The sequence below is a fragment of the Cloacibacterium caeni genome, from assembly GCF_907163105.1.
In the GTDB taxonomy this organism is placed as follows: domain Bacteria; phylum Bacteroidota; class Bacteroidia; order Flavobacteriales; family Weeksellaceae; genus Cloacibacterium; species Cloacibacterium caeni_A.
This window is the reverse complement of sequence record NZ_OU015321.1, coordinates 1,164,456-1,188,527: the sequence shown is the minus strand read 5'-3', so window position 1 is coordinate 1,188,527 and position 24,072 is coordinate 1,164,456. Positions and strand designations below refer to the sequence as shown.

General features: G+C 33.5%; 21 protein-coding genes. 14 read left to right on the top strand and 7 right to left on the bottom strand.

Annotated features, from left to right (window positions below; all coding sequences use genetic code 11):
• Window positions 1–668: 668 nt before the first annotated feature.
• Window positions 669–1,883 (top strand): PD-(D/E)XK nuclease family protein, encoded by a 1,215-nt coding sequence (locus KKQ76_RS05505; RefSeq protein WP_213196179.1) that lies wholly within the window; start codon window positions 669–671, stop codon window positions 1,881–1,883.
• Window positions 1,884–1,918: 35 nt separating this feature from the next.
• Here KKQ76_RS05505 and KKQ76_RS05500 read toward each other — a convergent pair whose 3' ends face one another.
• A complete protein-coding gene (locus tag KKQ76_RS05500) occupies window positions 1,919–2,440 on the bottom strand; it encodes a hypothetical protein (RefSeq protein WP_213196178.1) in 522 nt (173 codons plus the stop codon).
• Between the two features lie 97 nt (window positions 2,441–2,537).
• Here KKQ76_RS05500 and KKQ76_RS05495 point away from each other — a divergent pair, with 97 nt between their 5' ends.
• From KKQ76_RS05495 to KKQ76_RS05485, 3 genes are all read left to right on the top strand, one after another.
• On the top strand, window positions 2,538–2,786 hold the full coding sequence (locus KKQ76_RS05495) for a hypothetical protein (protein ID WP_213196177.1): 249 nt from the start codon (window positions 2,538–2,540) through the stop codon (window positions 2,784–2,786).
• Window positions 2,787–3,249: 463 nt separating this feature from the next.
• Window positions 3,250–4,344 carry a 6-phosphofructokinase gene (locus KKQ76_RS05490; protein WP_104792636.1) on the top strand — a complete coding sequence of 365 codons (1,095 nt, stop codon included), beginning with the start codon at window positions 3,250–3,252 and terminating at the stop codon, window positions 4,342–4,344.
• Window positions 4,345–4,567: 223 nt separating this feature from the next.
• On the top strand, window positions 4,568–5,281 hold the full coding sequence (locus KKQ76_RS05485) for a 3-ketoacyl-ACP reductase (protein WP_213196176.1): 714 nt from the start codon (window positions 4,568–4,570) through the stop codon (window positions 5,279–5,281).
• A 95-nt stretch (window positions 5,282–5,376) separates the two neighbouring features.
• On the opposite strand, the gene KKQ76_RS05480 is transcribed toward KKQ76_RS05485, so the two are convergent.
• Entirely contained in the window at window positions 5,377–5,823 is a 447-nt protein-coding gene (locus tag KKQ76_RS05480) for a hypothetical protein (protein ID WP_213196175.1), read from the bottom strand.
• Between the two features lie 342 nt (window positions 5,824–6,165).
• Here KKQ76_RS05480 and typA point away from each other — a divergent pair, with 342 nt between their 5' ends.
• From typA to KKQ76_RS05465, 3 genes are all read left to right on the top strand, one after another.
• Window positions 6,166–7,968: a translational GTPase TypA gene (gene typA / locus KKQ76_RS05475; protein ID WP_213196174.1), complete on the top strand. Its 1,803-nt coding sequence runs from the start codon at window positions 6,166–6,168 to the stop codon at window positions 7,966–7,968.
• 205 nt (window positions 7,969–8,173) lie between these two features.
• The gene (ychF, locus tag KKQ76_RS05470; RefSeq protein ID WP_213196173.1) at window positions 8,174–9,265 is read left to right on the top strand and encodes a redox-regulated ATPase YchF; all 1,092 of its coding nucleotides are present in this window, start codon (window positions 8,174–8,176) and stop codon (window positions 9,263–9,265) included.
• 107 nt (window positions 9,266–9,372) lie between these two features.
• Window positions 9,373–10,161, top strand: coding sequence for a TIGR00266 family protein (locus KKQ76_RS05465; RefSeq protein ID WP_069798490.1), 789 nt, complete (start codon window positions 9,373–9,375; stop codon window positions 10,159–10,161).
• 58 nt (window positions 10,162–10,219) lie between these two features.
• Here KKQ76_RS05465 and KKQ76_RS05460 read toward each other — a convergent pair whose 3' ends face one another.
• Window positions 10,220–10,924: a DsbA family oxidoreductase gene (locus KKQ76_RS05460; protein ID WP_213196172.1), complete on the bottom strand. Its 705-nt coding sequence runs from the start codon at window positions 10,922–10,924 to the stop codon at window positions 10,220–10,222.
• Window positions 10,925–11,098: 174 nt separating this feature from the next.
• Here KKQ76_RS05460 and KKQ76_RS05455 point away from each other — a divergent pair, with 174 nt between their 5' ends.
• Genes KKQ76_RS05455 through KKQ76_RS05440 form a run of 4 tightly spaced genes read left to right on the top strand, consistent with a single transcriptional unit; the run spans window position 11,099 to window position 16,756 of the window.
• Window positions 11,099–12,979, top strand: a complete 1,881-nt coding sequence (locus KKQ76_RS05455) for a DNA topoisomerase IV subunit B (protein WP_213196171.1) — start codon at window positions 11,099–11,101, stop codon at window positions 12,977–12,979.
• Window positions 12,980–13,003: 24 nt separating this feature from the next.
• Window positions 13,004–13,498, top strand: a complete 495-nt coding sequence (locus KKQ76_RS05450; RefSeq protein ID WP_213196170.1) for a hypothetical protein — start codon at window positions 13,004–13,006, stop codon at window positions 13,496–13,498.
• A gap of 2 nt (window positions 13,499–13,500) precedes the next feature.
• The gene (locus tag KKQ76_RS05445; protein ID WP_213196169.1) at window positions 13,501–16,104 is read left to right on the top strand and encodes a DNA gyrase/topoisomerase IV subunit A; all 2,604 of its coding nucleotides are present in this window, start codon (window positions 13,501–13,503) and stop codon (window positions 16,102–16,104) included.
• A gap of 10 nt (window positions 16,105–16,114) precedes the next feature.
• Window positions 16,115–16,756 carry a rhomboid family intramembrane serine protease gene (locus KKQ76_RS05440; RefSeq protein WP_213196168.1) on the top strand — a complete coding sequence of 214 codons (642 nt, stop codon included), beginning with the start codon at window positions 16,115–16,117 and terminating at the stop codon, window positions 16,754–16,756.
• Window positions 16,757–16,857: 101 nt separating this feature from the next.
• Here KKQ76_RS05440 and prmC read toward each other — a convergent pair whose 3' ends face one another.
• Complete coding sequence (gene prmC / locus KKQ76_RS05435) at window positions 16,858–17,670, bottom strand: peptide chain release factor N(5)-glutamine methyltransferase (protein ID WP_213196167.1); 813 nt, start codon at window positions 17,668–17,670, stop codon at window positions 16,858–16,860.
• 84 nt (window positions 17,671–17,754) lie between these two features.
• On the opposite strand from prmC, the gene KKQ76_RS05430 reads away from it, so the two are divergent.
• From KKQ76_RS05430 to KKQ76_RS05420, 3 genes are read left to right on the top strand one after another with little or no spacing between them, the layout of a single operon-like run.
• Complete coding sequence (locus KKQ76_RS05430; protein ID WP_213196166.1) at window positions 17,755–18,129, top strand: SpoIIAA family protein; 375 nt, start codon at window positions 17,755–17,757, stop codon at window positions 18,127–18,129.
• A 24-nt stretch (window positions 18,130–18,153) separates the two neighbouring features.
• Window positions 18,154–18,711 (top strand): hypothetical protein, encoded by a 558-nt coding sequence (locus tag KKQ76_RS05425; RefSeq protein ID WP_213196165.1) that lies wholly within the window; start codon window positions 18,154–18,156, stop codon window positions 18,709–18,711.
• Between the two features lie 42 nt (window positions 18,712–18,753).
• Window positions 18,754–19,260: a pyridoxamine 5'-phosphate oxidase family protein gene (locus tag KKQ76_RS05420; protein ID WP_213196164.1), complete on the top strand. Its 507-nt coding sequence runs from the start codon at window positions 18,754–18,756 to the stop codon at window positions 19,258–19,260.
• A gap of 46 nt (window positions 19,261–19,306) precedes the next feature.
• Here the strand turns inward: KKQ76_RS05420 and pdeM are convergent, their stop codons facing one another.
• Genes pdeM through KKQ76_RS05405 form a run of 3 tightly spaced genes read right to left on the bottom strand, consistent with a single transcriptional unit; the run spans window position 19,307 to window position 24,071 of the window.
• Window positions 19,307–19,945, bottom strand: coding sequence for a ligase-associated DNA damage response endonuclease PdeM (pdeM, locus tag KKQ76_RS05415; RefSeq protein ID WP_213196163.1), 639 nt, complete (start codon window positions 19,943–19,945; stop codon window positions 19,307–19,309).
• Window positions 19,946–19,966: 21 nt separating this feature from the next.
• Window positions 19,967–22,444, bottom strand: a complete 2,478-nt coding sequence (locus KKQ76_RS05410) for a ligase-associated DNA damage response DEXH box helicase (protein WP_246501348.1) — start codon at window positions 22,442–22,444, stop codon at window positions 19,967–19,969.
• Between the two features lie 31 nt (window positions 22,445–22,475).
• Window positions 22,476–24,071, bottom strand: coding sequence for an ATP-dependent DNA ligase (locus tag KKQ76_RS05405; RefSeq protein ID WP_213196162.1), 1,596 nt, complete (start codon window positions 24,069–24,071; stop codon window positions 22,476–22,478).
• Between the last annotated feature and the right edge of the window lies 1 nt (window position 24,072).

Below are 24,072 nucleotides of genomic sequence, written 5' to 3'. Positions count from 1 at the left end.
GAGGTGTTTTTGGAATAATCAATTTTTGTGTGTCCTGTTTTGTCCACTTTTGACCAGTTTTGTCTGTGCTGCTTTTGGTTTTCTTCGAGACTTCTTCGATAGAGGTGTTGGTGTTCTTCGGAAAAAAAGATGTTTTTCCGAAGGTGACTCGAACAAGACTCGAAGAAGAGTAAGAGAATTTTTTGGGAGAATTAACCTTTTGCCATAAAAATCATTGAGCACTTAACTTTTGGTGGTTGTTTTTTTATTAATTTTACTCAAAACTAATAAGGTCTAAGAAATACCAACTGATTTTTAACGAATAGTACAATTTTTGCTGTGGATTGTAAATCTGAGTAAGTTGGCACAAAGTCAGGAGACTTTGCGCAGCGGGGCATCAAATTTTCAACGACATTTTGAAGTTTGAAACACAATACCGCGTAAACATTAATGCAAAAAGCAATCAATTTTTTAGAGATTATATTGTTGACCGAATCGAAATTAAAAATGCAGAACCTGTAAATCCGGCTTCAACATTTATCAAGGAAATATTTGATTTTTTCAGCAAAAAACTAAAAAGTGAAACCGACGTGTCTTAAAGAAACATATTACAAACGCATATTAACGGTGAACTTGAAGTTAATTATCATTAGAAAAATTATATTTCTAAATTTATCAAAAATTATTTCATGGAAATTGATCATCTTATACAGCACTATCAGGAAATCATTAAATGTTATGAGGAAAACCAGAAAACTGAAGCTAAAGACTTCAATGTGTTTGACTTTATGAGCGATATTTTTGGACTTGGTGAAACTAAACACAGCAGAATTATTGCTTTTTTACTTAATCCTGATGCACCACATGGGCAGGGTAAATTATTTCTCAATTTGTTTCTGGAAAAGTTAGAATTAAAAAACTATGAAGATGACCACTGGAAAGTTTATGCAGAAAAAGGAAATGCAGATGTGCTAATACAGTCCACCTACCCAATAAGAAAAACAATAATTATAGAAAACAAATCAAACTGGGCAGAAGACCAAAGTAATCAACTTTACAGGTATTGGCATAACCTTATTTATCTATTCCACAATCGAGACTGTATAAAATCACGAGATAAGACTATCAACAGAATCATTTACCTTTCGCCCCACGAAAACAAATATTTTGAAGAGCATTCTTTATGTAAGCCTGAAAAAGGTTACGAAGAATGTCCTGAAAAAAAAGTACCAATTAAAATTGACAATTGGTTCTTTAGAAGTGAATTTAGAGATTGGCTGTACGAATGCCTAAAAAATCTTGACGAACATTCACAAAAAATTTCATTATTCATCACAGATTATATTAATTATTGGGAAGCAACTAACTTTAAACATGAAACTATTATGAACGGATTAGAAGAACATTTTACAAACAAACAAACGTGGACCGATTTAAAAGAAATACTTTCAAAAAAACAGCAGACGAAAATAAATTGGATAGAAAATTTTAAAGCAAAATTAAAATTTCTTTCAGAAAGTTCAGGTTGGAAATTTTATCAACAAAACTATGGTGATTTCAGAATTTATCCTTCTGATAATTGGGGAATCTGCTTTGTGTATGAATATGAAAAGGGATTAAGTATTTGGAAAGAAGGAATTACCATTGAGCAAAAAGAAAAAATCAAAGAGGATTTAATCGGAAGCATTTCAGATTTTCATTTCATAGACAATGAATTCCATAATAACACAACCTATGTAATGGCCTTTAACCAAAATCAAGAACTTATGTTTAAAGACGAAGATGAATTTGCCTGGGAAGCAAACAACACCAATTTGTTTGATACAATAGCAAATATTCTTAAACCTCATCTAAACGAAGAAACTAGAAAAATGTTCCTGGAAATTAATAATAAATTGGAATAAAATTTTTAAGACAAGTTACAGTCTAAGCCACTCTTTTAGTGGCTTTCTGCTTTTAAAACCTGTGAAATAATTATTGAAAATGTCAGTGCATTAACTCCCGAAAATGGAATAATAAAATTTTCATTTTTATCAATTACTGCAAACTCATTTCCTTTTGAAATTAAAAAATAGTTCATTCCTAAATAAGCACCTGCACCGTATTGGGGCTCAATCACAAAATTTCCTTTGCGATAGCAGAAGCCAAAAGCAGTGCCATCGATACTTACATTGGCAAAATCTAAAATAAAAGTATCTGCAATTTTGAAAGCATAGTGGCCAACGGTATGGTTTTCAATATTATAAAGCTTCCAATGTTCATTCATTTTACCCCAAAAGTGGTATTTGAAAGGAGGTTTTATTTCATCAAACATACCCTTTGTTATAACATTAAAAAATTCGTCAGTGATAACAAATTTTTTATCTTTTTCAACAATGAAAAAGCCACGGTATAGTAACTTACCCAATTTTCTGTAATAAATTTCTTCATCTCTAAAAACTTCAATCTTAAAATCTTCCATTTATTTCTTACAAAGTACAATGTTCAATCAGACAAAACAGTACATTCTACCAAAAGACTTAATTTGTCTTTATCCTATATTAATTTTACAGAAAAAAATGGGACAAGTAGTTTTATTTAAAAACAAAATCATCAAAATTAACCAGGCCAATACTAAGGAAATATTATTGTACAATAAAAGGACAAAAGAATGGAAGAAAATTTACTCATTTGAAAGACATATCCATAATATCGGTTCGGGTTCACACTGGATGATTGTCGACACAGAAAAAGGATTTTTCTTTTCTGAAGATGCCAAAAAATTTATCTCCTATAATGAATTTACAAAGCAAAACTCAAATAATTAAACCCAGATATTTTATAATTTTGAAACCAACTTAAGAAAATGAAAATCCTCTTCCTTTCCGATACCCATTCCCCCGCTGGTGCGAGCGTCTCGCTCGTACCCATAACAATAAAATATGAGCAGAAAATATAAATTTCACGAAAAAGATGGTGCTTATCCCGCTGCGCAAAGTTTACAACTTTTACCAATGATAAAAAGGAATCAATAAATTTAAAAACAACACAATAAACCCGCTGCGCAAAGTTTGCAACTTTGAGCAAAAAAATAAACAAATGAATTTTGGAAATAGAGAAATAAACCAAATACATTATACCCTTTAATTTTAAAATAATACTGTCAAAAATCATTAGAATATCTTCATAAAAACAAATTATAAACAAAAATATAATGGTAAATTTGAAAAATATTTAAAAACAATGATTTCAACAGAAGTGTTGATGAAATAGATAAGAAATTATATTAAAATGAAAAGAGTATTAGTAGCAACAGGAGGTGGAGATTGCCCAGGATTAAATGCGGTAATGAGAGGGGTGGTAAAAAGAGCATCCCAAGAAAAAGATTGGGAAGTGGTAGGAAGCATCAATGCGTATGACGGAATTTTAAAAGAACCCACAGAAATTATGGTTTTAGATGATAAAACCGTAGCGGGAATTCATAAAGATGGCGGTACCATTATAGGAACTACCAACAAAGGTGGCCCATTTGCTTGGCCTTACAAAAATAAAGATGGAGTTTGGGAAGCGGTAGACAGATCAGATGAAATGATTCGCAAACTGCAATATTTAGGCGTAGATGCCGTAATCAGTATTGGTGGTGATGGTTCACAAAGAATCTCTCAACAATTATACGAAAAAGGGCTTAACATTATAGGTGTTCCAAAAACCATTGATAATGATTTGTCTGCTACCGATTTTACTTTTGGTTTCCAGACTGCTGTACAAATTGCAACTGAAGCGGTAGACAGATTGGTCACTACTGCTGCAAGTCACAACAGAGTTTTGGTACTAGAAGTAATGGGAAGATATGCCGGTTGGATTGCTTTGCACGCTGCCATTGCTGGTGGTGCAGAAGTTTGTCTGATTCCAGAAATTCCTTATGACATCGAAAAAGTAGTGAAAAAACTCAACAGCAGATTCAATAAAGGAAAAGGAAATGCCATTGTAGTAATAGCAGAAGGGGCAATACCGAAAGGTGGAAGTTTGCTTTCTGAAGTAAGTGATGAAGTAGGATATGAAAATGTAAGATTAGGAGGTGTAGCTCATAAATTGGTTCATGATTTGAAATCTATTGGTTTTGAGGCAGATATGCGCGAAACGGTTTTGGGGCATTTACAAAGAGGAGGAACGCCAACTGCTTATGATAGAATTTTGGCAACACAATTTGGCGTAAAAGCATTCGAAATGGTGCTCAACGAAGAATACGGAAAAATGGTTGCTTATCGCCATCCAAATATTATTGCAGTACCATTCAAAGAAGCGATAGATCGTCCCAATTTTGTAGATCCTAATTGCGATATGGTAAAAACCGCAAAAGGAGTAGGTATTAGTTTTGGGGATTAATTAAGATTTTATTTTATTAACTGAAATAAAAGCCAGCTTCATTTTCTTGAAGTTGGCTTTACTTTTTGAAAGGTTGAACGATTTTGAGGATTTCTGATCTATAATCTATAATTTTCTCTTATATCGATTTATTTAACTTTTTCTTTAGATTTTATTCATCATCAGGAATCATTGATGCAGTTTTATTTTCTTAATTTTGCAAACAGTATAAATATTAAAAGTTATGAATTTAAAAGGTAAAAATGCACTCATCACAGGTGGCGGAAGAGGTCTTGGGAAAGCAGTAGCTGTAGCTTTGGCAAATGAAGGCGTAAATGTAGGAATTACAGGTAGAAATGAAGAACATCTAAAATCTACCGTTGCAGAATTGGAGAAATTGGGGGTAAAAGCAGCGTATTCTGTTTTTGATGTGGAAGAAATGGCTCAGGTAGAGCAAGGAGTGGCTTCTATTGCTTCTCAATTGGGTGGAATAGACATTTTAATCAATAACGCTGGAGTAGGTGATTTTGGCAGCTTCGAAGATATGCCAGTAGAAACTTGGGAAAAAGTAATGAAGGTAAATCTTTTTGGAGTGTATTACGTAGCAAAAGCAACTTTGCCTTATTTGAAGCAAAATAAAGAAGGAGACATCGTAAATGTAGCTTCTACAGCTGGATTAAAAGGCGGTCCCAATATGTCAGCGTACTGTGCTTCTAAAGCTGCGGTAATTTCTCTTTCTCAATCTTTGATGGCTGAACTTAGAAAATTCAATATTCGTGTAATAACCTTAACACCAAGTACCATTGCAACGGATATGAGTATAGAAGGTAAACTTACTGATGGCAACCCAGAAAAAGTGCTTCAACCAGAAGATTTCGCAGAATGGGTAAGAGATATTTTGAAAATGAACAGAAGAGCCATGATTGCGAGTGCTTCTATTTTCTCCACTAATCCATAAGAATTTTATCATTATTATTTTTAAGAGGCTGTCTCAAAAGAGAGACAGTCTCTTTTTTGTTTTTTTAGCGGTTGCTAGTTTTTTATGCTTTGCTTTTATGGGATTAGCATAATTCCACAAAATTTTAATTTTCCATTTTCTTTTATAAAAGTCAATAACGCACCAGCACCTTCAAATCCTGTTTTAGAGTCTGGTTTGGCTGTTTGAAAGCCTAGAGTATATTGTTGATTTTCAGAATCATAATTGATTTTGCTTTTTCGTAAACTTTTATATTCTAAAAAAGGAATAATGTATTTTAAGTAGTTTGTAATTTGTTTGTTACTAATGTTAGATTCTAATGAATCAGTTTCACAAATTGAACAATAAAAATTCTCACAAAAAAAATCAGAAATTTGAATTTCACTCAAACTTTTATTTTTGTAATTTTTTTGTATTGTTTTTACATTGCTTAAAATCTCCTTTTTAATTTGTATTAGGTTTTCTTGTGCTTGATATAAAAAACAGATTGAAAAAAAGATTAGAAATAAAATTCGTTTTGTCATTTTTTGCAGTTTTTGATAGTAATGAGTATAAATCCAAATATACAAAAGTTTCAGAGAAGTATAATTTCGGAATCTAATATCTCTGCTTAATGTTAGTCTCGTGTCAATCTCATGTCAATCCCGTGTCAATCTGGTGTTATTATAAAACCTGAATATGTTTTCATTTTTAAAGATTGTTGATGAATAAGATTTATATTTTTAAAATTTCTTTCAATAAGTTTTCTAAAATCTAAAGTCTCAAAATGATTTCATTATCAATGTTTTAACGAATTGTTAATCTTGTATCTTCATGCTTCCATCTTCCAATTTTTTTCACTACTTTTGCACCTTCAAAAAATATATATGCAAAATATCAGAAACATCGCAATTATTGCCCACGTAGACCACGGGAAAACCACATTGGTAGACAAAATTATCCATGCTACTAATGTTTTCAGAGATAATCAAGAATCTGGAGATTTAATTATGGATAATAACGATTTAGAAAGAGAAAGAGGAATTACTATCCTTTCTAAAAATATTTCGGTTACGTATAAAGATACTAAAATTAATGTAATCGACACTCCTGGTCACGCCGATTTTGGTGGTGAAGTAGAGCGTGTTCTTAAAATGGCAGATGGGGTTATTTTATTGGTAGATGCTTTCGAAGGACCTATGCCACAAACTCGTTTCGTTTTGCATAAAGCTTTAGAATTAGGGCTTAAACCTATTGTAGTTATCAATAAAGTAGATAAAGAAAACTGTCGTCCAGACGAAGTTCATGATAAAGTTTTTGATTTATTCTTTAACCTAGATGCTACCGAAGAACAGTTAGATTTCCCTACTTTCTATGGTTCTTCTAAGCAAGGTTGGTTCAATACTTCTTTAGAGCCTACAGATAACATTTTACCAATTTTAGATGGGATTTTACAATATGTTCCAGCTCCAAAAGTAGAAGATGGTAACTTACAAATGCAAGTAACTTCTTTAGATTATTCTTCATTTTTAGGAAGAATTGCAGTAGGTAAAGTAACCAGAGGTTCTATCAAAGAATCTCAGTGGATTGGTCTTGCACAAGAAAATGGCAATGTCCTTAAAGGTAAAGTTAAAGAATTATATATTTTTGAAGGTTTAGGCAAGAAAAAAGTTACAGAAGTTCAAGCAGGTGATATTTGTGCAGTAGTAGGTTTTGATGCGTTCCAAATTGGAGATACTTTCGTAGATTTAGAAAATCCAGAACCATTGACTAGATTGTCTATTGACGAGCCTACGTTGAACATGACATTCTCTATCAACAATTCTCCTTTCTTCGGTAAAGATGGTAAATATGTAACCTCTAATCACTTGAAAGAAAGATTAGAAAAAGAATTAGAGAAAAACTTAGCATTAAGAGTTGAACAAACCGAAGATGCAAATACATTCCTAGTTTTTGGTAGAGGTATTCTTCACTTATCTGTTTTAATTGAAACCATGAGAAGAGAAGGTTACGAGATGACGATTGGTCAGCCACAAGTAATTCTTCACGATGTAGATGGAGAAAGCCACGAACCATACGAAAGTTTAGTAGTAGATGTTCCAGAAGAGTATGCTTCTAGAGTAATCGATTTAGCTACGCAAAGAAAAGGTGACCTTCACATCATGGAAACCAAAGGAGAAATGCAACACATGGAATTCGAAATTCCTTCAAGAGGTTTAATCGGATTACGTTCTCAAATGTTGACGGCAACTGCAGGTGAAGCAATTATGGCGCACCGTTTTACAGATTATAAACCTTTCAAAGGAGCGATTCCTGGTAGAAATAACGGAGTTTTAGTTTCTAAAACACAAGGTCCTTGTACGGAATATTCTATCGCTAAACTTCAAGATAGAGGTAAGTTTTTTGTAGATCCGGGCGAAGAAATTTATGCAGGAATGATTATTGGTGAACAAAACAAACCTGGAGACTTAGTCGTAAACATTGTAGAAGCAAAACAATTGAATAACATGCGTGCTGCTGGTAAAGATAAAGACGGAAACATTGCTCCAAAAATCTTATTCTCGCTAGAAGAGTGTATGGAATATATTCAAGCAGATGAATGTATAGAAGTTACTCCAAACTTCATCAGAATGCGTAAAAAAATCCTTTCTGAAGAAGATAGAAAACGTGCAGAAAGAAACGCGAAATAAATCAACAGTCATTGTGAGGAGCGGAACGAAGTGAAGCGACGAAGCAATTTGTTTCTATAAATTTAAAAACACGCTTTTTAGCGTGTTTTTTGTTGAGGACGTTTAATATAATTTCAAATTCCTCAACAAATTTCCGTACATTTGCAAACCTTTAATTTTTAACACGCAGAAAGCAGAAAGCTGACTGCAGAAAGCATTAAAATCTATGAAATGTGGAATTGTAGGTTTACCAAACGTAGGTAAATCAACCTTATTTAACTGTTTAAGCAACGCCAAGGCGCAATCTGCTAACTATCCGTTTTGTACGATTGAGCCTAACTTAGGAACGGTTTCTGTACCAGATACTCGTCTTTTTGAGTTAGAGAAATTGGTAAATCCAGAACGTGTTTTACCAGCAGTGGTAGAAATTGTAGATATCGCAGGTTTGGTAAAAGGAGCTTCTAAAGGTGAAGGTTTAGGAAATCAGTTTTTAGCAAATATCAGAGAATGTGAAGCGATTATTCACGTTTTAAGATGTTTTGATAATGGAAATATCGTTCACGTAGAAGGTTCTGTAGATCCTATGAGAGATAAAGAAATTATCGATATAGAACTTCAATTAAAAGACCTTGAAACACTTGGTAAAGCAGTTGAAAAAGCTAAAAAATTCATTAAATCTGGTAAAAAAGAAGATATTCTAACTTACGAAACGCTTCAGAATTTACAAAAATTTGTGGAAGATGGTAAAAATGTAAGAGAATTCCCGACTGATGATTTCACTCAATCTATTATTGATGAGGTTCACTTGTTAACCAAAAAGCCAGTGCTTTACGTTTGTAATGTTGATGAAAATGCAATCAAAAACGGTAACGAATGGATTGCTAAAATCGAAGAAATGGCGGCTAAAGAAAATGCAGAAGTAGTGGTTTTAGCAGCGCAAATCGAAGCTGATATCAATGAACTAGAAACTTTCGAAGAAAGACAAATGTTCTTAGAAGAATTAGGTCTTGAAGAACCAGGAGTTAACAGATTGATTAGAAAAGCATACGATTTATTGCACCTTCAAACGTATTTTACAGCGGGTGTTAAAGAAGTAAGAGCTTGGACAATTGGTAAAGGTTGGACTGCTCCACAAGCTGCTGGTGTAATTCATACCGATTTTGAAAAAGGATTCATTAGAGCAGAAGTTATCGGTTATGATGATTTCGTGAGCTATGGTTCTGAAGCGAAAGTGAAAGAAGCAGGTAAAATGAGAGTAGAAGGGAAAGAATACATCGTAAAAGATGGTGATGTAATGCATTTCCGTTTTAACGTGTAAAAATTTTATAAGTAAAAACTTACTATATTAAATCGAGCAAAGTAATTTGCTCGATTTTTTTTGTAACGATTTCAATGGTTTCAAAACTAATTGTAAAAAAATAAAAAATGAACAATCACGAAATAGACTACAAAATTCACGGTGAAGAATTGCAATGTGTTGAAATAGAATTAGATCCACAAGAAGCAGTGATTTCTGAACCCGGAAGTTTTATGATGATGACAGATGGTATCCAAATGGAAACCCTTTTTGGCGATGGAACAGAAACTGGCGGATTATTAGGGAAACTATTTTCTGCAGGGAAAAGATTGTTGACTGGCGAAAATCTTTTCATGACGGTTTATACCAATACTTCTTATCAGAAAAGACAAGTGACCTTTGCTGCGCCTTATTCTGGAAAAATTATTCCTCTAGATTTGTCTGATTTAGGTGGAAAAGTGATTTGTCAGAAAGATAGTTTTCTTTGCGCTGCAAAAGGCGTTTCTGTAGGGATAGAATTTCAAAGAAAATTAGGAACCGGACTTTTCGGAGGAGAAGGTTTTATTATGCAAAAACTGGAAGGAGACGGAATGGCTTTTGTGCACAGTGGTGGTTATGTGGTAGAAAAAGTCTTGCAACCCGGCGAAATTTTGAAAATAGATACTGGTTGTATTGTAGCTTTTACTCAAACCGTTTCTTACGATATTCAGTTTGTTGGCGGAATTAAAAATACCATTTTTGGTGGTGAAGGTTTATTCTTTGCACAATTACAAGGTCCAGGAAAAGTTTGGATTCAGACGCTTCCTATCAGCAGATTGGCAAGCAGAATTTTACAATACGCAGGTCCTTCTGGTAGAAGAGAAGAAGGAAGTGTTTTAGGAAAATTAGGAAATATGCTCGATGGAGACGGATTTTAATATTTAACTATTGATTTCAAAAATAAAAGCGAACTTTTCTAAGGTTCGCTTTTTTATTTTAATCGCAATTTCCATCTATGTCACAAGATTCTCCAGAATTGATGAGTTGTAAACCTTTATCACCATTCGAAAATTCTTCCCAAGTTTTTTCTAACGCTTCTAAAAACAATTCGGGTTGTTGTGCTCCAGAAATTCCATATTTATCATTAATCACAAAGAAAGGAACTGCGTTAATTCCTAATTGTGCAGCCAATTGCATATCTTGTTTCACGAGATAACCCAATTCATCAGATTGTAAGGCGTTTTGAGCATCTTCTTCAGTAATTCCTATGGATTTTGCCAACTGAATCAATGTTTCCTCATCATCGACGTTTTTTCCGTCTAAAAACTGTGCTTCAAAAAGCGCTTCTTCCATTTCATTGGCTAAATTTTTAGTTTTTGATAACTGAATCAGCAAATGTGCTTTGTAAGAATTAGCCACTTTAGAATCATCAAAGTTAAAGTCGATTCCAGCTTCTTTTCCAGCCATTGCTGCACCTTCATGCATGGCTTTTGCTCTTTCTACGGTAATTCCTTTGGCTTTAGCAAAATATTCATAAGGATTTACATCTGGCTGAGTTATCAATTGTGGATCTAATTGAAAACTGTGCCAAGTGATTTCTAATTTTTCGGTGTGAGGAAATTTTTCTAATGCTTTTTCAAATTTCTTTTTTCCTACAAAGCAAAACGGACAACGAACGTCGCTCCAAATATTTATTTTCATAATTTTTCTAATTTGAGCTACAAATATAGTTTAGTTTAGACGCTATTGCATTGATGTATGATAAATTCTCGCTTAAAAAAAACTTTTCCACAAAATTTCTTCCATAAATTTAGTTTCGTTAAATTTGTGAGTTATTGGTTTTAATTAACTTTCACGCGGTAAAGCAGGAAATATATGAGTGAGAATCTACAGGTAAATTATTCAGAAGAAAACATACGAACGCTCGATTGGCAGGAACACATTCGTCTTCGTCCTGGTATGTATATTGGGAAACTAGGAGACGGTTCTTCTGCAGATGATGGGATTTATATTTTGTTAAAGGAAATCATTGATAACTCTATCGATGAATTCCGTATGAAATCTGGAAAAAGAATCGAAATTAAATTAGATGAAGGCAAAGTAACCATCAGAGACTTTGGTCGTGGTATTCCTTTAGGAAAAGTAGTAGATGCGGTTTCTAAAATGAATACCGGTGGTAAATATGATTCTAAAGCTTTCAAAAAATCTGTAGGTCTTAATGGTGTAGGTACCAAAGCGGTAAATGCACTTTCAGATTATTTTAGAGTGCGCTCATTCCGTGATGGAAAAATGAAAGTGGCAGAGTTTTCGAAAGGGAACATAACAGAAAACCATCCTGAAACCGATACTTCAGACAGAAACGGAACGGAGATTTCTTTCATTCCTGATTACAGTATTTTCACGCATTTTAAATTCAGAAAAGAGTACATCGAAAGAATGCTTCGCAATTACGCGTATCTGAATCCGGGTCTTAAAATTATCTTTAACGGAGAAACCTATTACTCAGAAAATGGCTTAAAAGATTTATTGAATGAAGAATTAGAAGGTGAAATTCTGTATCCAATTGTTCACTTGAATGATGAAGACATAGAACTCGCGATTACCCATTCTGATAAATCACAAACCGAAACCTATTTCTCTTTCGTGAACGGACAAAATACTACACAAGGTGGAACGCATCTTAATGCTTTCCGTGAAGCGTATGTAAAAACGATAAGAGAATTTTTTAATAAAAACTTTGAAGCAGCAGATATTAGAAAATCTATTATTGCCGCTATTTCGATTAATGTAGAGGAACCTGTTTTTGAATCTCAAACTAAAACCAAACTCGGTTCTAACGATATTGGTCCCAATGGTCCTTCTGTAAGAACTTTTATTATTGATTTCTTAAAAAATAAACTCGATAATTTTTTACACAAAAATCCAGAAGTTGCCGAAGCAATTTTAAGAAAAATCATCATTTCTGAAAGAGAAAGAAAAGAACTTTCGGGAATTCAGAAACTGGCGAGAGAAAGGGCGAAAAAAGTTTCGCTTCACAATAAAAAACTGAGAGATTGTAGACAACACTACAATGACCAAAAAGCTTCTAGAAAATCTGAAACCATGATTTTCATTACTGAGGGGGATTCTGCTTCTGGTTCTATTACCAAATCAAGAGACGTAGAAACTCAAGCGGTGTTTTCATTGAAAGGAAAACCTTTGAACTGCTATGGTTTGACCAAGAAAATTGTTTATGAAAATGAGGAATTTAACCTTCTTCAAGCTGCACTTAATATTGAAAATAGTTTAGAAGATTTGCGTTATAATCATGTTATCATTGCTACCGATGCCGATGTAGACGGAATGCACATTCGATTGTTGATGATTACGTTTTTCTTACAATTTTTCCCTGATTTAATTAAAAATGGACATTTGTATATTTTGCAAACGCCACTTTTCAGGGTGAGAAATAAAAAGGAAACCAGATATTGCTATTCTGAAGAGGAACGTTTGAAAGCATTAAACGAATTGGGTAAAAACCCTGAAATTACTAGGTTCAAAGGTTTAGGAGAAATTTCACCTGATGAATTTAAACATTTCATAGGGAAAGATATTCGTCTAGAACCAGTAGTCATTGGTAAAGACAGTACCATTAATGATTTGTTAGAGTTTTATATGGGTAAAAACACTCCAGACAGACAAACTTTCATTTTAGAAAACTTAGTTGTAGAAGACCCAGATATTGATAAAAAAGAGGTTCTGAACGACGCATCATAAAAACAATAAACTAAAAATCAACCAATGAGATTAAGCAATAGAAGTAGAATACCTATTTATAATTTTGTCCTTACATTGATTAATGTATTGATTGTGATAGGTTTAGCTGGTTTTATTTTAGAAAAAACCAGATTGGCAATGTTCGGTAATGAAAGTGTTTTATTTGTCCTGCTTCCTGTTGTATTGCTCATTCTTTTTTTGGTGAGAGGCCGACAGATTTTCGAGTATGACAGTGATGGAGAGGCGGTAAATTTTAAAAATAGAAACATTATTCCTTTTCTCAGCAAAGAGATTAGAGATGAGTTTCCTAAGTATAAAATTCTCTCTTATGAAGTGGTAAATGCCATTGTATTTAAAAAATTATATATCAAAATAAAAAGTAAAAAAGAGCACATTGCTGTATTGAAGTATGATATATCTTATCTCACCGATAAAGAAATAAAAGATTTAAAATTTTCTTTGAAAAAAATTATAAAGGCCAATAGAGAAGCAAACAGAGAAGGTAAAACGCAAGGTTAATAATGGAAGGACACGAGCATAAGGAAGAATCCTTAAAAAAAGTATCAGGTTTATACAAAGATTGGTTTTTAGATTACGCATCATACGTAATTCTAGACAGAGCCATTCCGTCTATTTATGATGGTTTTAAGCCAGTACAGCGTAGAATTATGCATTCTATGCGCGAATTAGAGGACGGTAGATATAATAAAGTTGCCAATATTGTAGGAAATACCATGAAATACCACCCTCATGGTGATGCTTCTATTACGGATGCAATGGTACAAATTGGCCAAAAAGAATTGCTCATTGATACCCAAGGAAACTGGGGAAATGTCTATACAGGAGATTCAGCAGCGGCAGCTAGATATATTGAAGCTAGATTGACTCCTTTTGCTTTGGAAGTCGTTTTCAACCCGAAAACTACAGAATGGAGCAAATCTTATGATGGTAGAAATAATGAACCGATTGACTTACCTGTAAAATTTCCTTTGCTTTTGGCTCAAGGTGTAGAAGGAATTGGAGTAGGACTTTCTACCAAAATTATGCCTCATAATTTTAATGAACTGTTGAGCGCTTCTGTAGCTTATTTGAAAGGAAAAAAATTTGAACTCTATCCAGATTTTCAAACGGGAGGTTTATTAGATGTAAGCAATTATAATGATGGTCAACGTGGCGGGAAACTTCGTACGAGAGCCAGAATTATTCAAAAAGATAAAAACACCCTTTGCATTACCGAGCTTCCTTTTTCTAAAAATACAGGCGATTTAATTGATTCTGTAATTAAAGCCAACGAAAAAGGGAAAATCAAAATCAAAAAAATAGAAGACAATACTTCTGATAAGGTAGAAATTAATATTCATTTAGCCAATGACGTTTCTCCTGATAAAACCATAGATGCGTTATACGCTTTCACCGATTGCGAAGTTTCTATTTCGCCGAATGCTTGTGTTATTGTTGGCGACAAACCAGAGTTCCTTTCGGTTTCTGAAATTTTGAGAAGAAATACAGACCACACCGTTTCTTTGCTCAAAAAAGAATTAGAAATAGAACTCCACGAGCTCGAAGAAAAGTGGCATTTTGCGAGTTTAGAGAGAATCTTCATTGAGAATGAAATTTACCAAGAAATTAAAGGTAAAAATTCTAAAGAAGAAGTCTATGAAGCGATTGATAAAGCGCTGAAACCTTTCATTAAAAAATTGATGAGAGCTATTACGGTGGAAGATATCATCAAGTTGACGGAACTTCCTTTCATGAGAATTTCTCGTTATGATAGAGATAAAGCCGAAGAAAATATTCTCGCTCTAGAAGGTAAAATGGAACAGGTGAAACATCACTTAGCGAATCTCATTGCTTATGCCATCGATTATTTTACCAATATTCAGAAAAAATACGGAAAAGACAAAGAGCGTAAAACAGAACTTAGAGTTTTTGATAACATCGATGCTACCAAAGTCGTTTTGGCTAACGAAAAATTCTATGTCAATAGAGAAGAAGGTTTCATAGGAACTTCGCTTAAAAAAGACGAATACGTTTTTGATTGTTCTGATATTGATGACATCATCACTTTCCAAAAAGATGGAACGATGAAAGTGGTAAAAGTAGAAGCCAAAACTTTCATCGGAAAAAATATTGTACATGTTGGCGTTTTCAAAAAAGGAGACAAACGTACTGTTTACAATATGATTTATCGAGAAGGTAAAGAAGGTCCTTACTACATGAAACGTTTTTCTGTAACAGGTGTTACCAGAAATACAGACTACAAATTGGCTTCGGATAAAAAAGGTTCAGAAATGTTGTATTTCTCTGCTAATCCAAATGGTGAAGCAGAAACCGTAACCGTTTTATTGAAACCAAATTCTAGAGTTAGAAAAAATAAAATTGAGATTGATTTCTCAGAATTAGCGATTAAAGGAAGAGATTCCAGAGGAAATCTCGTAACCAAATACGCCGTGAAGAAAGTTGATTTGAAGGAAGAAGGCGTTTCTACATTGGCTCCAAGAAAAATTTGGTTTGATGATACGGTTCGCAGACTGAATGCAGACGGAAGAGGTACATTATTAGGAAGTTTCAAAGGAGATGATAAGATATTAACCATAAATCAAAATGGTGAAGCCAAGTTGGTGACTTTTGACTTGCTCAATCGTTTTGATGATGAATATTTAATTCTCGAAAAATGGAAGCCAGAACAACCGATTACGTGTATCTATTTTGATGGCGAAAAAGGAATCTATTTCATCAAACGTTTCTTGCTGGAAAACACTATAAACGTTCAGCATTTTATGCCAAGTGAACATCCGAAATCTTTCGTAGAATTTGTGGGAACTTCTGATGGTTGTACTGCTGAAATTATCTTCCCGAAAGATAAATCTGGAAAAGAAAAAGAGCCAGAAATCATTAATATTGATGAATTTATCGCAGTCAAAGGCATTAAAGCCATCGGAAATCAGTTTATCAAAGAAAAAGTAAAATCTATTAACATCACTATTCCAGAACCTTTGGAAGAAGAAGTTTCAGAAGCGGAGGAATCTGAAAGTGAAGAAGCGAATGCAGATTCTGAAGTTAATGAAATTCCAGAAGAAGGTCAAATCGGAGATTTGTTCTCCATTGATGAAAATAACGAATAATTAAAAAAGTATGCATCCAATATTATTAATAATCATAGCCATAACTGTAATCATCAGTATTATGGGATTCCAAAATATTCAACTTTTTGAAAAATATAAGTTCAATGTTTCGGCGATACAAAATCGAAAAGAATACATTAGATTGCTTTCTGCAGGATTTCTTCATGCAGATTGGGGACATTTGTTTTTCAATATGTTAACATTGTATATCTTTGCGCCAGTTGTGTTATATGTGTATGGTGTTTCCGGATTTTTGTTGGTTTATTTAGGCTCAATTGTTATTGGGAATTTATTTTCCTTGTATTTGTATAAAAGACAAAGCTGGTATTCGGCAATTGGAGCGAGTGGTGGCGTTTCTGGGATTTTATTTGCGGCAGTAGCTTATGCGCCTAACGAAATTGAAGTAAATTTCTTGCCGGGTTATATTTTTGGAGCCTTATATTTTGGATATTCCGTTTACATGATGCTTAACCCAAGACCACATGATAATATTGGTCACGCTGCGCATTTAGGTGGCGCTGCTTTTGGATTGGTTTATGCAGTTGCACTAGAACCAGAAATTGCCATGAATAATGCAGTTTATTTGCTTGTGATGTCACTTCCTTTGATTTACATGAGTTACCAAGTTTTTGTGAAGAAGAAAATTGGGTAGTTTATAATAAAGAATTCAAAAATTAAAAATAGTAAGTCGGATTTTAGTCCGACTTTTTTATTATAAATAATCTGCAAAATTTGCTTAATCAGCGAGAGAAATTACTTTCTTCCCATCACAAATCTATCATTTCCAGATAAATCTTTTACCAATTTGCTTTCTGAGAAATTTTTGAATAATTCGAGCGTTTCTTTTCCTAATTTTTGATTGATTTCAAGAAAAAATAAACCGTTTTTATTGAGATGATTTTCACAGTCTTTTGCAATTTTTCGGTAGAAAATAAGTGCATCAGAAGTTGGTGAGAATAGTGCAATATTGGGCTCAAAACCTTTTACAGAATCTTCGATTTCCGTATTTTCATCTATGCCAATGTAAGGAGGATTTGAGATGATCACATCATATTTTTCGGTCAAATTTGTATTCAGATAATCTGCTTTTAAAAATTTAATTTCAGTTTGATGAAAGTCTGCATTCTTCTGAGCAATTTCAAGTGCTTTTTCAGAAATGTCCATTGCAAAAACTTCCGTATCTGGGAAATGTTTTTTCAAGGTAATCGGAATGATTCCGCTTCCTGTTCCAACGTCAAGAATTTTAAAATCTCGAATCTCGAATCTCGAATCTCGAATCTTATTAATCGCCAATTCTAGCAATTCTTCTGTTTCAGGACGAGGAATTAAGACGTTTTCGTCTACAAAAAATCTATTTCCATAAAATTCTGTATATCCCAAAATCTGTTGATATGGTTTTCCTTTTTTGAGTTCTTCAGTTACTTTTTCAAATTCCGAAGCCAGATTTACTAGCTTTCTTTCTTGAAAATCTTCTAAGAAATATCGGTAAAGAATTCTGCTTTCTTCTTTGGAATAAATAGTCGCTAAAGCTTCAGAAAACGATGGGAAATAATCTTGAAATTGCATTTTACAAAATTATATAAATTATCCTAAATATTCTGTAATATGTTTCGGAGCTTAAACTCTGAAATTTGTCAAAAAATAAAAGTAATGATTACTAGAATCAAAGAATTACCAGATAACATGGTGGGCTTTTTAGCCACTGACGAAGTTTCAGCAAAAGATTTTATAGACGTAGTAATGCCAGAAGTAGAAAAATTTATTGAGGAAAAAGATAAGTTGAATTACATGTTGGTCATCGAAACAGATTTATCCAAATTTACAGCAGGAGCTTGGTTCCAAGATGCAATGTTGGGCGTAAAGACATTAACTAAATGGAACAGAGCAGCCATCGTTTATGATTCTGAAACGGTACAAAATTTTACAGAAGTTTTTAGTAAAATTATGATTGGCGAATTTAAAGGATTTGATAAAAAAGATTACGAGACAGCCGTAAAATGGACTTCGGAACAAATTGACCTTTAATTTTTAACATCAAAAACTCTTGCTATGAACGAAAATAAAATTCCTCAAATTACCTTAACCAAAAGCAGTTCTATCTCAGAAATTCTACTAGAAAATGACAACAATGCTAAAGAAATTTTTAAAAATTTAAAGCAAAATCTCTACAACGTAGAGCATTGGAACTTGGTTAAAGAAAAGGAACATTGTCATTTTCAACTCTGCAACAAGCATGGAGAAGAAAAAACGGGAAAAATAGAAAATGGCGACCTGATTAGAATCTGCGTTACCGATGATAATCAAAAAACTACATGTTATGATTGGTTTCAAATAAGAGATTTAGAAGAAACCAATTTTCCAGACGAACAAATCATTAGTTTTCATCTCAATCCGATGATGAGTTCTCAATTGCTCATTGAAAAAAAGAATAGAAGCAAAAAAAGATTGGCTATCAATTCTTTTTCTATTAGAAGACTGAGAAATAAAATTATTACAGAAATAGAAGAAACCAACGAAATGATTAATCTAGAAACGGTGAATTTTTATGACAAAATCAGAAATCTTTTCTTAGGATTTAATGGAATTTTAAACATTAAAACATATTAAACAACACAAATACATTATATCAATCACCAAATCACAAAATTTATGTCAACCCAAAATTTATTTCAAAAAGAAGCCATAGAAAAGCTTAAAGAGCTTTCAGAAAAAGCGAGAACGTGTATGTTTGTGACCGAATTAGACCAATTGCCATCCAACTCTAGACCTATGAGTTTGCAAGAATGTGATGATGAAGGAAATCTTTGGTTTATTTCGAGCAAAGAAAGCAATAAAAATATGGAAATCGAAAGAGATTCTAGAGTGCAACTTTATTTTATGAATAATAGCGACAGCGAATATCTTTCTGTATATGGCAAAGCGTTTATCTATGATGATAAATCTACAATAGAACAAAAATGGAGTGTATTTGCCAATGCTTGGTTTGATGGCAAAGATGACCCGAATGTTTCTATTCTGAGAATTGCACCAGAAGATGTTTATTATTGGGATACTAAAGCTGGTAAACTCGTTTCTTTATTGTCATTTGCTACTGCGATTGTTACTGGTAACAAAACCGATAACAGTGATGGAGTAGAAGGACAAATTTCAATCTAGAAGCACATTATATATATCGAGTCCGCAATTTATTGCGGGCTTTTTTTTACCATTCAATTAACTTTTCAGCGGTAATAATGTATTTTTTAAAAGTGGAATTTTGCTTTTTCTCAAAATTGGTGTCAAGTCCCGTAAATTGAGAAAATGCAGGCAAAATAATTTGATTTTCCGATACTAAAAAGCAAGGAAATTTCAATTTTTGTCGGTTTTGAGCCATCAATGAAACGCCAGGATGAATATGCCCACCAATTTGTGGTTTTTGAAGGGAATCTAAAGATTCGTGAGAGAAAATTAAAGTTTCGGTTTCATAGATTTCAGTTTCTTCAATTCCGAATTCATCTGAAAATCTGTCGTGATTTCCCTTGACGAGCAACCATTTTATCGTATTAAAACTTTCAAACCACTTTCTGAAAATTTCTATTTCAGAATTCAGTTCTGCGTGGAATAAATCGCCTACAATGATTATTTTTTCAGGTTGATAATGTTCTATTAATTTTTGTAGATTTTCTAAATCTTTTTCAATCACACCATTCGGTAAAGCAATTCCGTTTTTTCTGAAATGTGCTGTTTTTCCTAAATGTAAATCAGACAAAATCAAAGATTTTTCTTTGTCCCAAAAAATACTTCGGTATTGATTGAGTGCCAATTGTTCACCAGCAAAATTGATAGAAATTTCAGAAATCATGTTGCAAAAATACGAGAAAAATTATCGAGAAAAACGATTTCTTTTTTTAGGGATTCCAGCGGTTTTCATTCTTTCGATTCTGGTCAATAAATCTTCACTAGAAAGCGATTGACGAAGGCTGTCTACTTTTATGGGGAAACTCAGCGGTGTAAATTGGGTGGTTTTTTCGAATACAATTTTAGAGGAAGAAATTCTCTCAAAAGCTTCTCTTAATCGTACTTCTTCTAACTGATTGTTAAAAACTTCGGTGTAAGCTTGTCTCAAAAGTAAATTGTCTGGTTCGTAATCTTCCAACACTTTAAAAATAAGGTTTGACGAAGATTGAATGCTTTTAAATTTCTTTTTGTTGCCGTAATAATTTTGTAAAACCAAGCCAGAAATCACCGCAATATCTCGAAATTTTCTTTTGGCCATTTCCGCAGCATTGATACTTGCCATTACATCTTGAATGAGATTTTCTTTGCTCAATATTTGTTGCAAATGCTTTTTTTCTAAAGGAATCGGTTGGTCGCTACTCAGTTCAAAACCGTAATCATTCATCGCCATGGTAAAAGAAATTGGGAAAATTTTAGAAATTCTGTATGCTACTAAAGCAGACATCACTTCGTGAACCAATCTTCCTTCAAATGGATACATAAAAAGGTGATTTCCGTATTTGTTTTCGATGAGTTCTACCAAAAATTCATCAGATTTTGGAATGTGCGAAACGCCTTCTTGGTCTAGAAGCAACGGTTGTAGAAATTTTAGTTCTTTTTCTTTAGGATTTGGGGAAAGAGAATCATCTAATTTTTCTCGTAAAAAATGAGACAAATAGGAAGTCATGGGCAACCTTCCACCTGCGTAACTTGCTGCAATTCCGCGTTTTTTTGAGCTTAATTTTACCTGTACTTCTTGTTCTTTGATATTCACAATTTCTAAAACTCTTCCTGCTAAAATAAAAGCATCTCCTTTGTTCAAACGGGAAATAAAAAACTCTTCAATCATGCCAATGTAACCACCGCCGAAAAATTTCACTTTCATCATTACATCACTTACAATCGCGCCTAAATTCATACGATGAAGCATCGCAATTCTTCTGCTTTTGACTTTGTAAATATCGTCTTCTATGATTACTTTTTGGAATTCTTCATAGCTTTTTAGGGATTTTCCACCAACAGTGATGAACTGCAAAATCCATTTCCATTCTTCATCGCTCATTTCTCGAAAACAGAAAGTTTCTTTGACTTGTTTTTTGATTTCTTCTTCTCTAAAACCTTCGCCAACTGCCAAAGTCACGAGAAATTGAACTAAAACATCAAATGCTAAAACAACTGGCTCTCTTTTCTCGATTTGATTCTGCTTATGCGCTTCTTTCAAAGCAGCCACTTCTATCAATTCTAAAGAATGAGTGGGAACAAAATAAATTTTAGAAGTTTCAAAAGGAGAATGTCCGCTTCTTCCCGCTCTTTGTAAAAATCTTGCAACGCCTTTACTGGAACCGATTTGAATCACGGTATCCACAGGTTTGAAATCTACACCTAAATCTAAAGAAGAAGTAGAAACTACCGCTTTCAAATAACCAGAAGCTAAATTATCTTCAATCCAATTTCTGAGTTCAAAATCTATCGAACTATGATGAATCGCGATTTGACCAGCTAAATCTGGATTGACTGCCAATAAATTTTGATACCAATTTTCCGCCTGATTTCTGGTGTTGGTGAAAATGAGAGTAGTCTTGCTTTGGTTGATAATCGGAAGAATTTTTTCTGTCATTTTGCTTCCCATATGTCCAGCCCAAGGCAAAAGTTCTAATTCATCTGGCAAAACGGAAAGGATTTCTATTTTCTTTTTTTCTTTTGCGAGAACTATTTTTTTGGGAGTTTCATAAGGGACTAAAACTTCTAACGCTTCTTCTAAATTTCCGATGGTGGCGGTTAATCCCCAAATTTTTAAATTTTTAGAAATACTTTGTAAATGCGAAAGCGCCAATTCTACCATCACGCCTCGTTTTGACGAGAGCAATTCGTGCCATTCATCTACAGCGACACATTGTAGATTTTCAAAAAATTTGGTTTTAGATTTTTGAGCGAGAAGCAAATGCAAACTTTCTGGAGTTACCACCAAAATTTCGGGCATGTTTTTGGTCTGTTTTTGCTTTTCTGATGCAGAAATGTCGCCGTTTCTTACGCCAACTGTCCAATCTAATCTAATTTCGTCTATGGCAGTTTGCATCGCTTTCGCAATGTCTTTGGAAAGCGAACGAAGTGGAGTTATCCAAAGCAATTGTAATTTGGACAAGTCTCGACTTGTCCTTACTTTTTCTGGATGATTGAGGAAATTATGGATAACAGCTAAAAATACCGAAAATGTTTTTCCAAAACCAGTAGGAGCCACTACCAATCCTGAGAAATTTTGAGCATACAAATCCCAAGTTTCCTCTTGAAAAGAAAACGGTTTTTGACCTTTTTCATTCATCCAATTTTGGATGATTTGGTAACCTTGGGTTTTATTAATTTTCATATAATTAATTTGGACAAGTCTCGACTTGTCCCTACATTATTAAACTTTTTACGGTTTCTATGGTGTCAATTTCGTCTGCAGTTTTGTCTTTTCGCCATCTTAAAATTCTTGGGAAACGCACTGCAACGCCAGATTTATGCCTACTGCTGTAGCCAATTCCTTCAAAAGCAATTTCGAAAACCAATTCGGGTTTCACTGTTCTCACTGGTCCGAATTTTTCTAAAGAATTATTGCGGATAAATTTATTGATTTCCATAATTTCTTTATCTGTTAAACCAGAATACGCTTTGGCAATGGTGACTAATTTTTCGCCGTCTTTTATCGCAAAAGTATAATCTGTGTAATAAGCACTTCTTCTTCCAGAGCCTTTTTGTGCGTAAATTAGTACCGCATCAATCGTGAGTGGAGCAACTTTCCATTTCCACCAATCGCCCTTTTTTCTTCCTGTATGATAAATGGAATTTTTACTTTTCAGCATTAATCCTTCTGAGTTGATTTCTCTAGATTTTTCTCGAATTTCATGAAGTTCTTCCCAATTATTGAAATCGATAATTTCTGACAATCTGAGATTTGAAATTTGAGATTTGAAATTTTCAGCATTTTGAATGAGATTTTCTAATTTCTGTCTTCTAATTTCTAATTTCTCATTCCGTAAATCTTCAAAATCAAGTTCTAATAAATCATAAACATACAAACCAACGGGAATTTCTTCCATCATTTTTTTAGAAACATTTTTTCGATTCAGACGTTTTTGCAAGTCATTAAAATTGAGAACTTGCCCTTCTTTAATGGCTAAAATTTCACCATCTAAAACAAAATTTCCAGAGATATTTTTGATGTTTTCTACGAGTTCAGGAAATTGTTCTGTTACCAATTCTTCACCACGACTCCAGATGAAAATTTCCTCATTTCTTTTGATCATTTGTCCACGAATTCCATCCCATTTATATTCTATTTGCCAATCTTTTGCTTCTCCTAACTTTTCTAGTTCGTTTTCTAATGGATATGCCAAGCAAAAAGGGTAGAGTTTTGATGCGTCTATATTGATGTTTTCACCATTAATCAATTCGGAAAATTGAGTTTCTTCTACTTTCCATTTTCCGATAATGGCATGCATTAAAGCGTTTTCATCAATTCCTGAATATTTGGAAAGTGCGTTCACCAACAATTTATGAGAAACGCCAATTCTGAAACTTCCGCCAATTAATTTATTGAAAATCAACCGTTCTTGTGTGTCAAGGTTTTTCCAGGTATGAGTAACGAATTCTTTTTTTTGTTCATCGGTTTTATCATGTAACGCGATGATTTCTTTCATCCAAACGGAAAGTGATTGGTCAATAGAATTTTCAGAAGGCGGCAGTAAAAGTGCGATGGTTTCGCCTAAATCACCTACAGAAGCGTAACTTTCTAAAAATAGCCATTCTGGAATTCCAGAAATTTCCATTGCCCAAAGTTTTAGAAAATTGGTTTTTACGGGTCTTTTTGGTCGTTTTCCTGTGAAAAGTGCAATCAGCCACAATTTGTCTTCTTCTGTTGCGGTAGAAAAGTAATGTACCAACGCCGAAATTTTGTCGTTGGTCTTATTAGATGTTTCTAACGTAGAAAATAATTGTGAAAATTGCTTCATA

Coding starts and splice junctions, on each gene's coding strand:
- KKQ76_RS05505 (WP_213196179.1), top strand. CDS start 669: ATGGAAATTGATCATCTTATACAGCACTATCAGGAAATCATTAAATGT.
- KKQ76_RS05500 (WP_213196178.1), bottom strand. CDS start 2,440: ATGGAAGATTTTAAGATTGAAGTTTTTAGAGATGAAGAAATTTATTAC.
- KKQ76_RS05495 (WP_213196177.1), top strand. CDS start 2,538: ATGGGACAAGTAGTTTTATTTAAAAACAAAATCATCAAAATTAACCAG.
- KKQ76_RS05490 (WP_104792636.1), top strand. CDS start 3,250: ATGAAAAGAGTATTAGTAGCAACAGGAGGTGGAGATTGCCCAGGATTA.
- KKQ76_RS05485 (WP_213196176.1), top strand. CDS start 4,568: ATGAATTTAAAAGGTAAAAATGCACTCATCACAGGTGGCGGAAGAGGT.
- KKQ76_RS05480 (WP_213196175.1), bottom strand. CDS start 5,823: ATGACAAAACGAATTTTATTTCTAATCTTTTTTTCAATCTGTTTTTTA.
- typA (WP_213196174.1), top strand. CDS start 6,166: ATGCAAAATATCAGAAACATCGCAATTATTGCCCACGTAGACCACGGG.
- ychF (WP_213196173.1), top strand. CDS start 8,174: ATGAAATGTGGAATTGTAGGTTTACCAAACGTAGGTAAATCAACCTTA.
- KKQ76_RS05465 (WP_069798490.1), top strand. CDS start 9,373: ATGAACAATCACGAAATAGACTACAAAATTCACGGTGAAGAATTGCAA.
- KKQ76_RS05460 (WP_213196172.1), bottom strand. CDS start 10,924: ATGAAAATAAATATTTGGAGCGACGTTCGTTGTCCGTTTTGCTTTGTA.
- KKQ76_RS05455 (WP_213196171.1), top strand. CDS start 11,099: ATGAGTGAGAATCTACAGGTAAATTATTCAGAAGAAAACATACGAACG.
- KKQ76_RS05450 (WP_213196170.1), top strand. CDS start 13,004: ATGAGATTAAGCAATAGAAGTAGAATACCTATTTATAATTTTGTCCTT.
- KKQ76_RS05445 (WP_213196169.1), top strand. CDS start 13,501: ATGGAAGGACACGAGCATAAGGAAGAATCCTTAAAAAAAGTATCAGGT.
- KKQ76_RS05440 (WP_213196168.1), top strand. CDS start 16,115: ATGCATCCAATATTATTAATAATCATAGCCATAACTGTAATCATCAGT.
- prmC (WP_213196167.1), bottom strand. CDS start 17,670: ATGCAATTTCAAGATTATTTCCCATCGTTTTCTGAAGCTTTAGCGACT.
- KKQ76_RS05430 (WP_213196166.1), top strand. CDS start 17,755: ATGATTACTAGAATCAAAGAATTACCAGATAACATGGTGGGCTTTTTA.
- KKQ76_RS05425 (WP_213196165.1), top strand. CDS start 18,154: ATGAACGAAAATAAAATTCCTCAAATTACCTTAACCAAAAGCAGTTCT.
- KKQ76_RS05420 (WP_213196164.1), top strand. CDS start 18,754: ATGTCAACCCAAAATTTATTTCAAAAAGAAGCCATAGAAAAGCTTAAA.
- pdeM (WP_213196163.1), bottom strand. CDS start 19,945: ATGATTTCTGAAATTTCTATCAATTTTGCTGGTGAACAATTGGCACTC.
- KKQ76_RS05410 (WP_246501348.1), bottom strand. CDS start 22,444: ATGAAAATTAATAAAACCCAAGGTTACCAAATCATCCAAAATTGGATG.
- KKQ76_RS05405 (WP_213196162.1), bottom strand. CDS start 24,071: ATGAAGCAATTTTCACAATTATTTTCTACGTTAGAAACATCTAATAAG.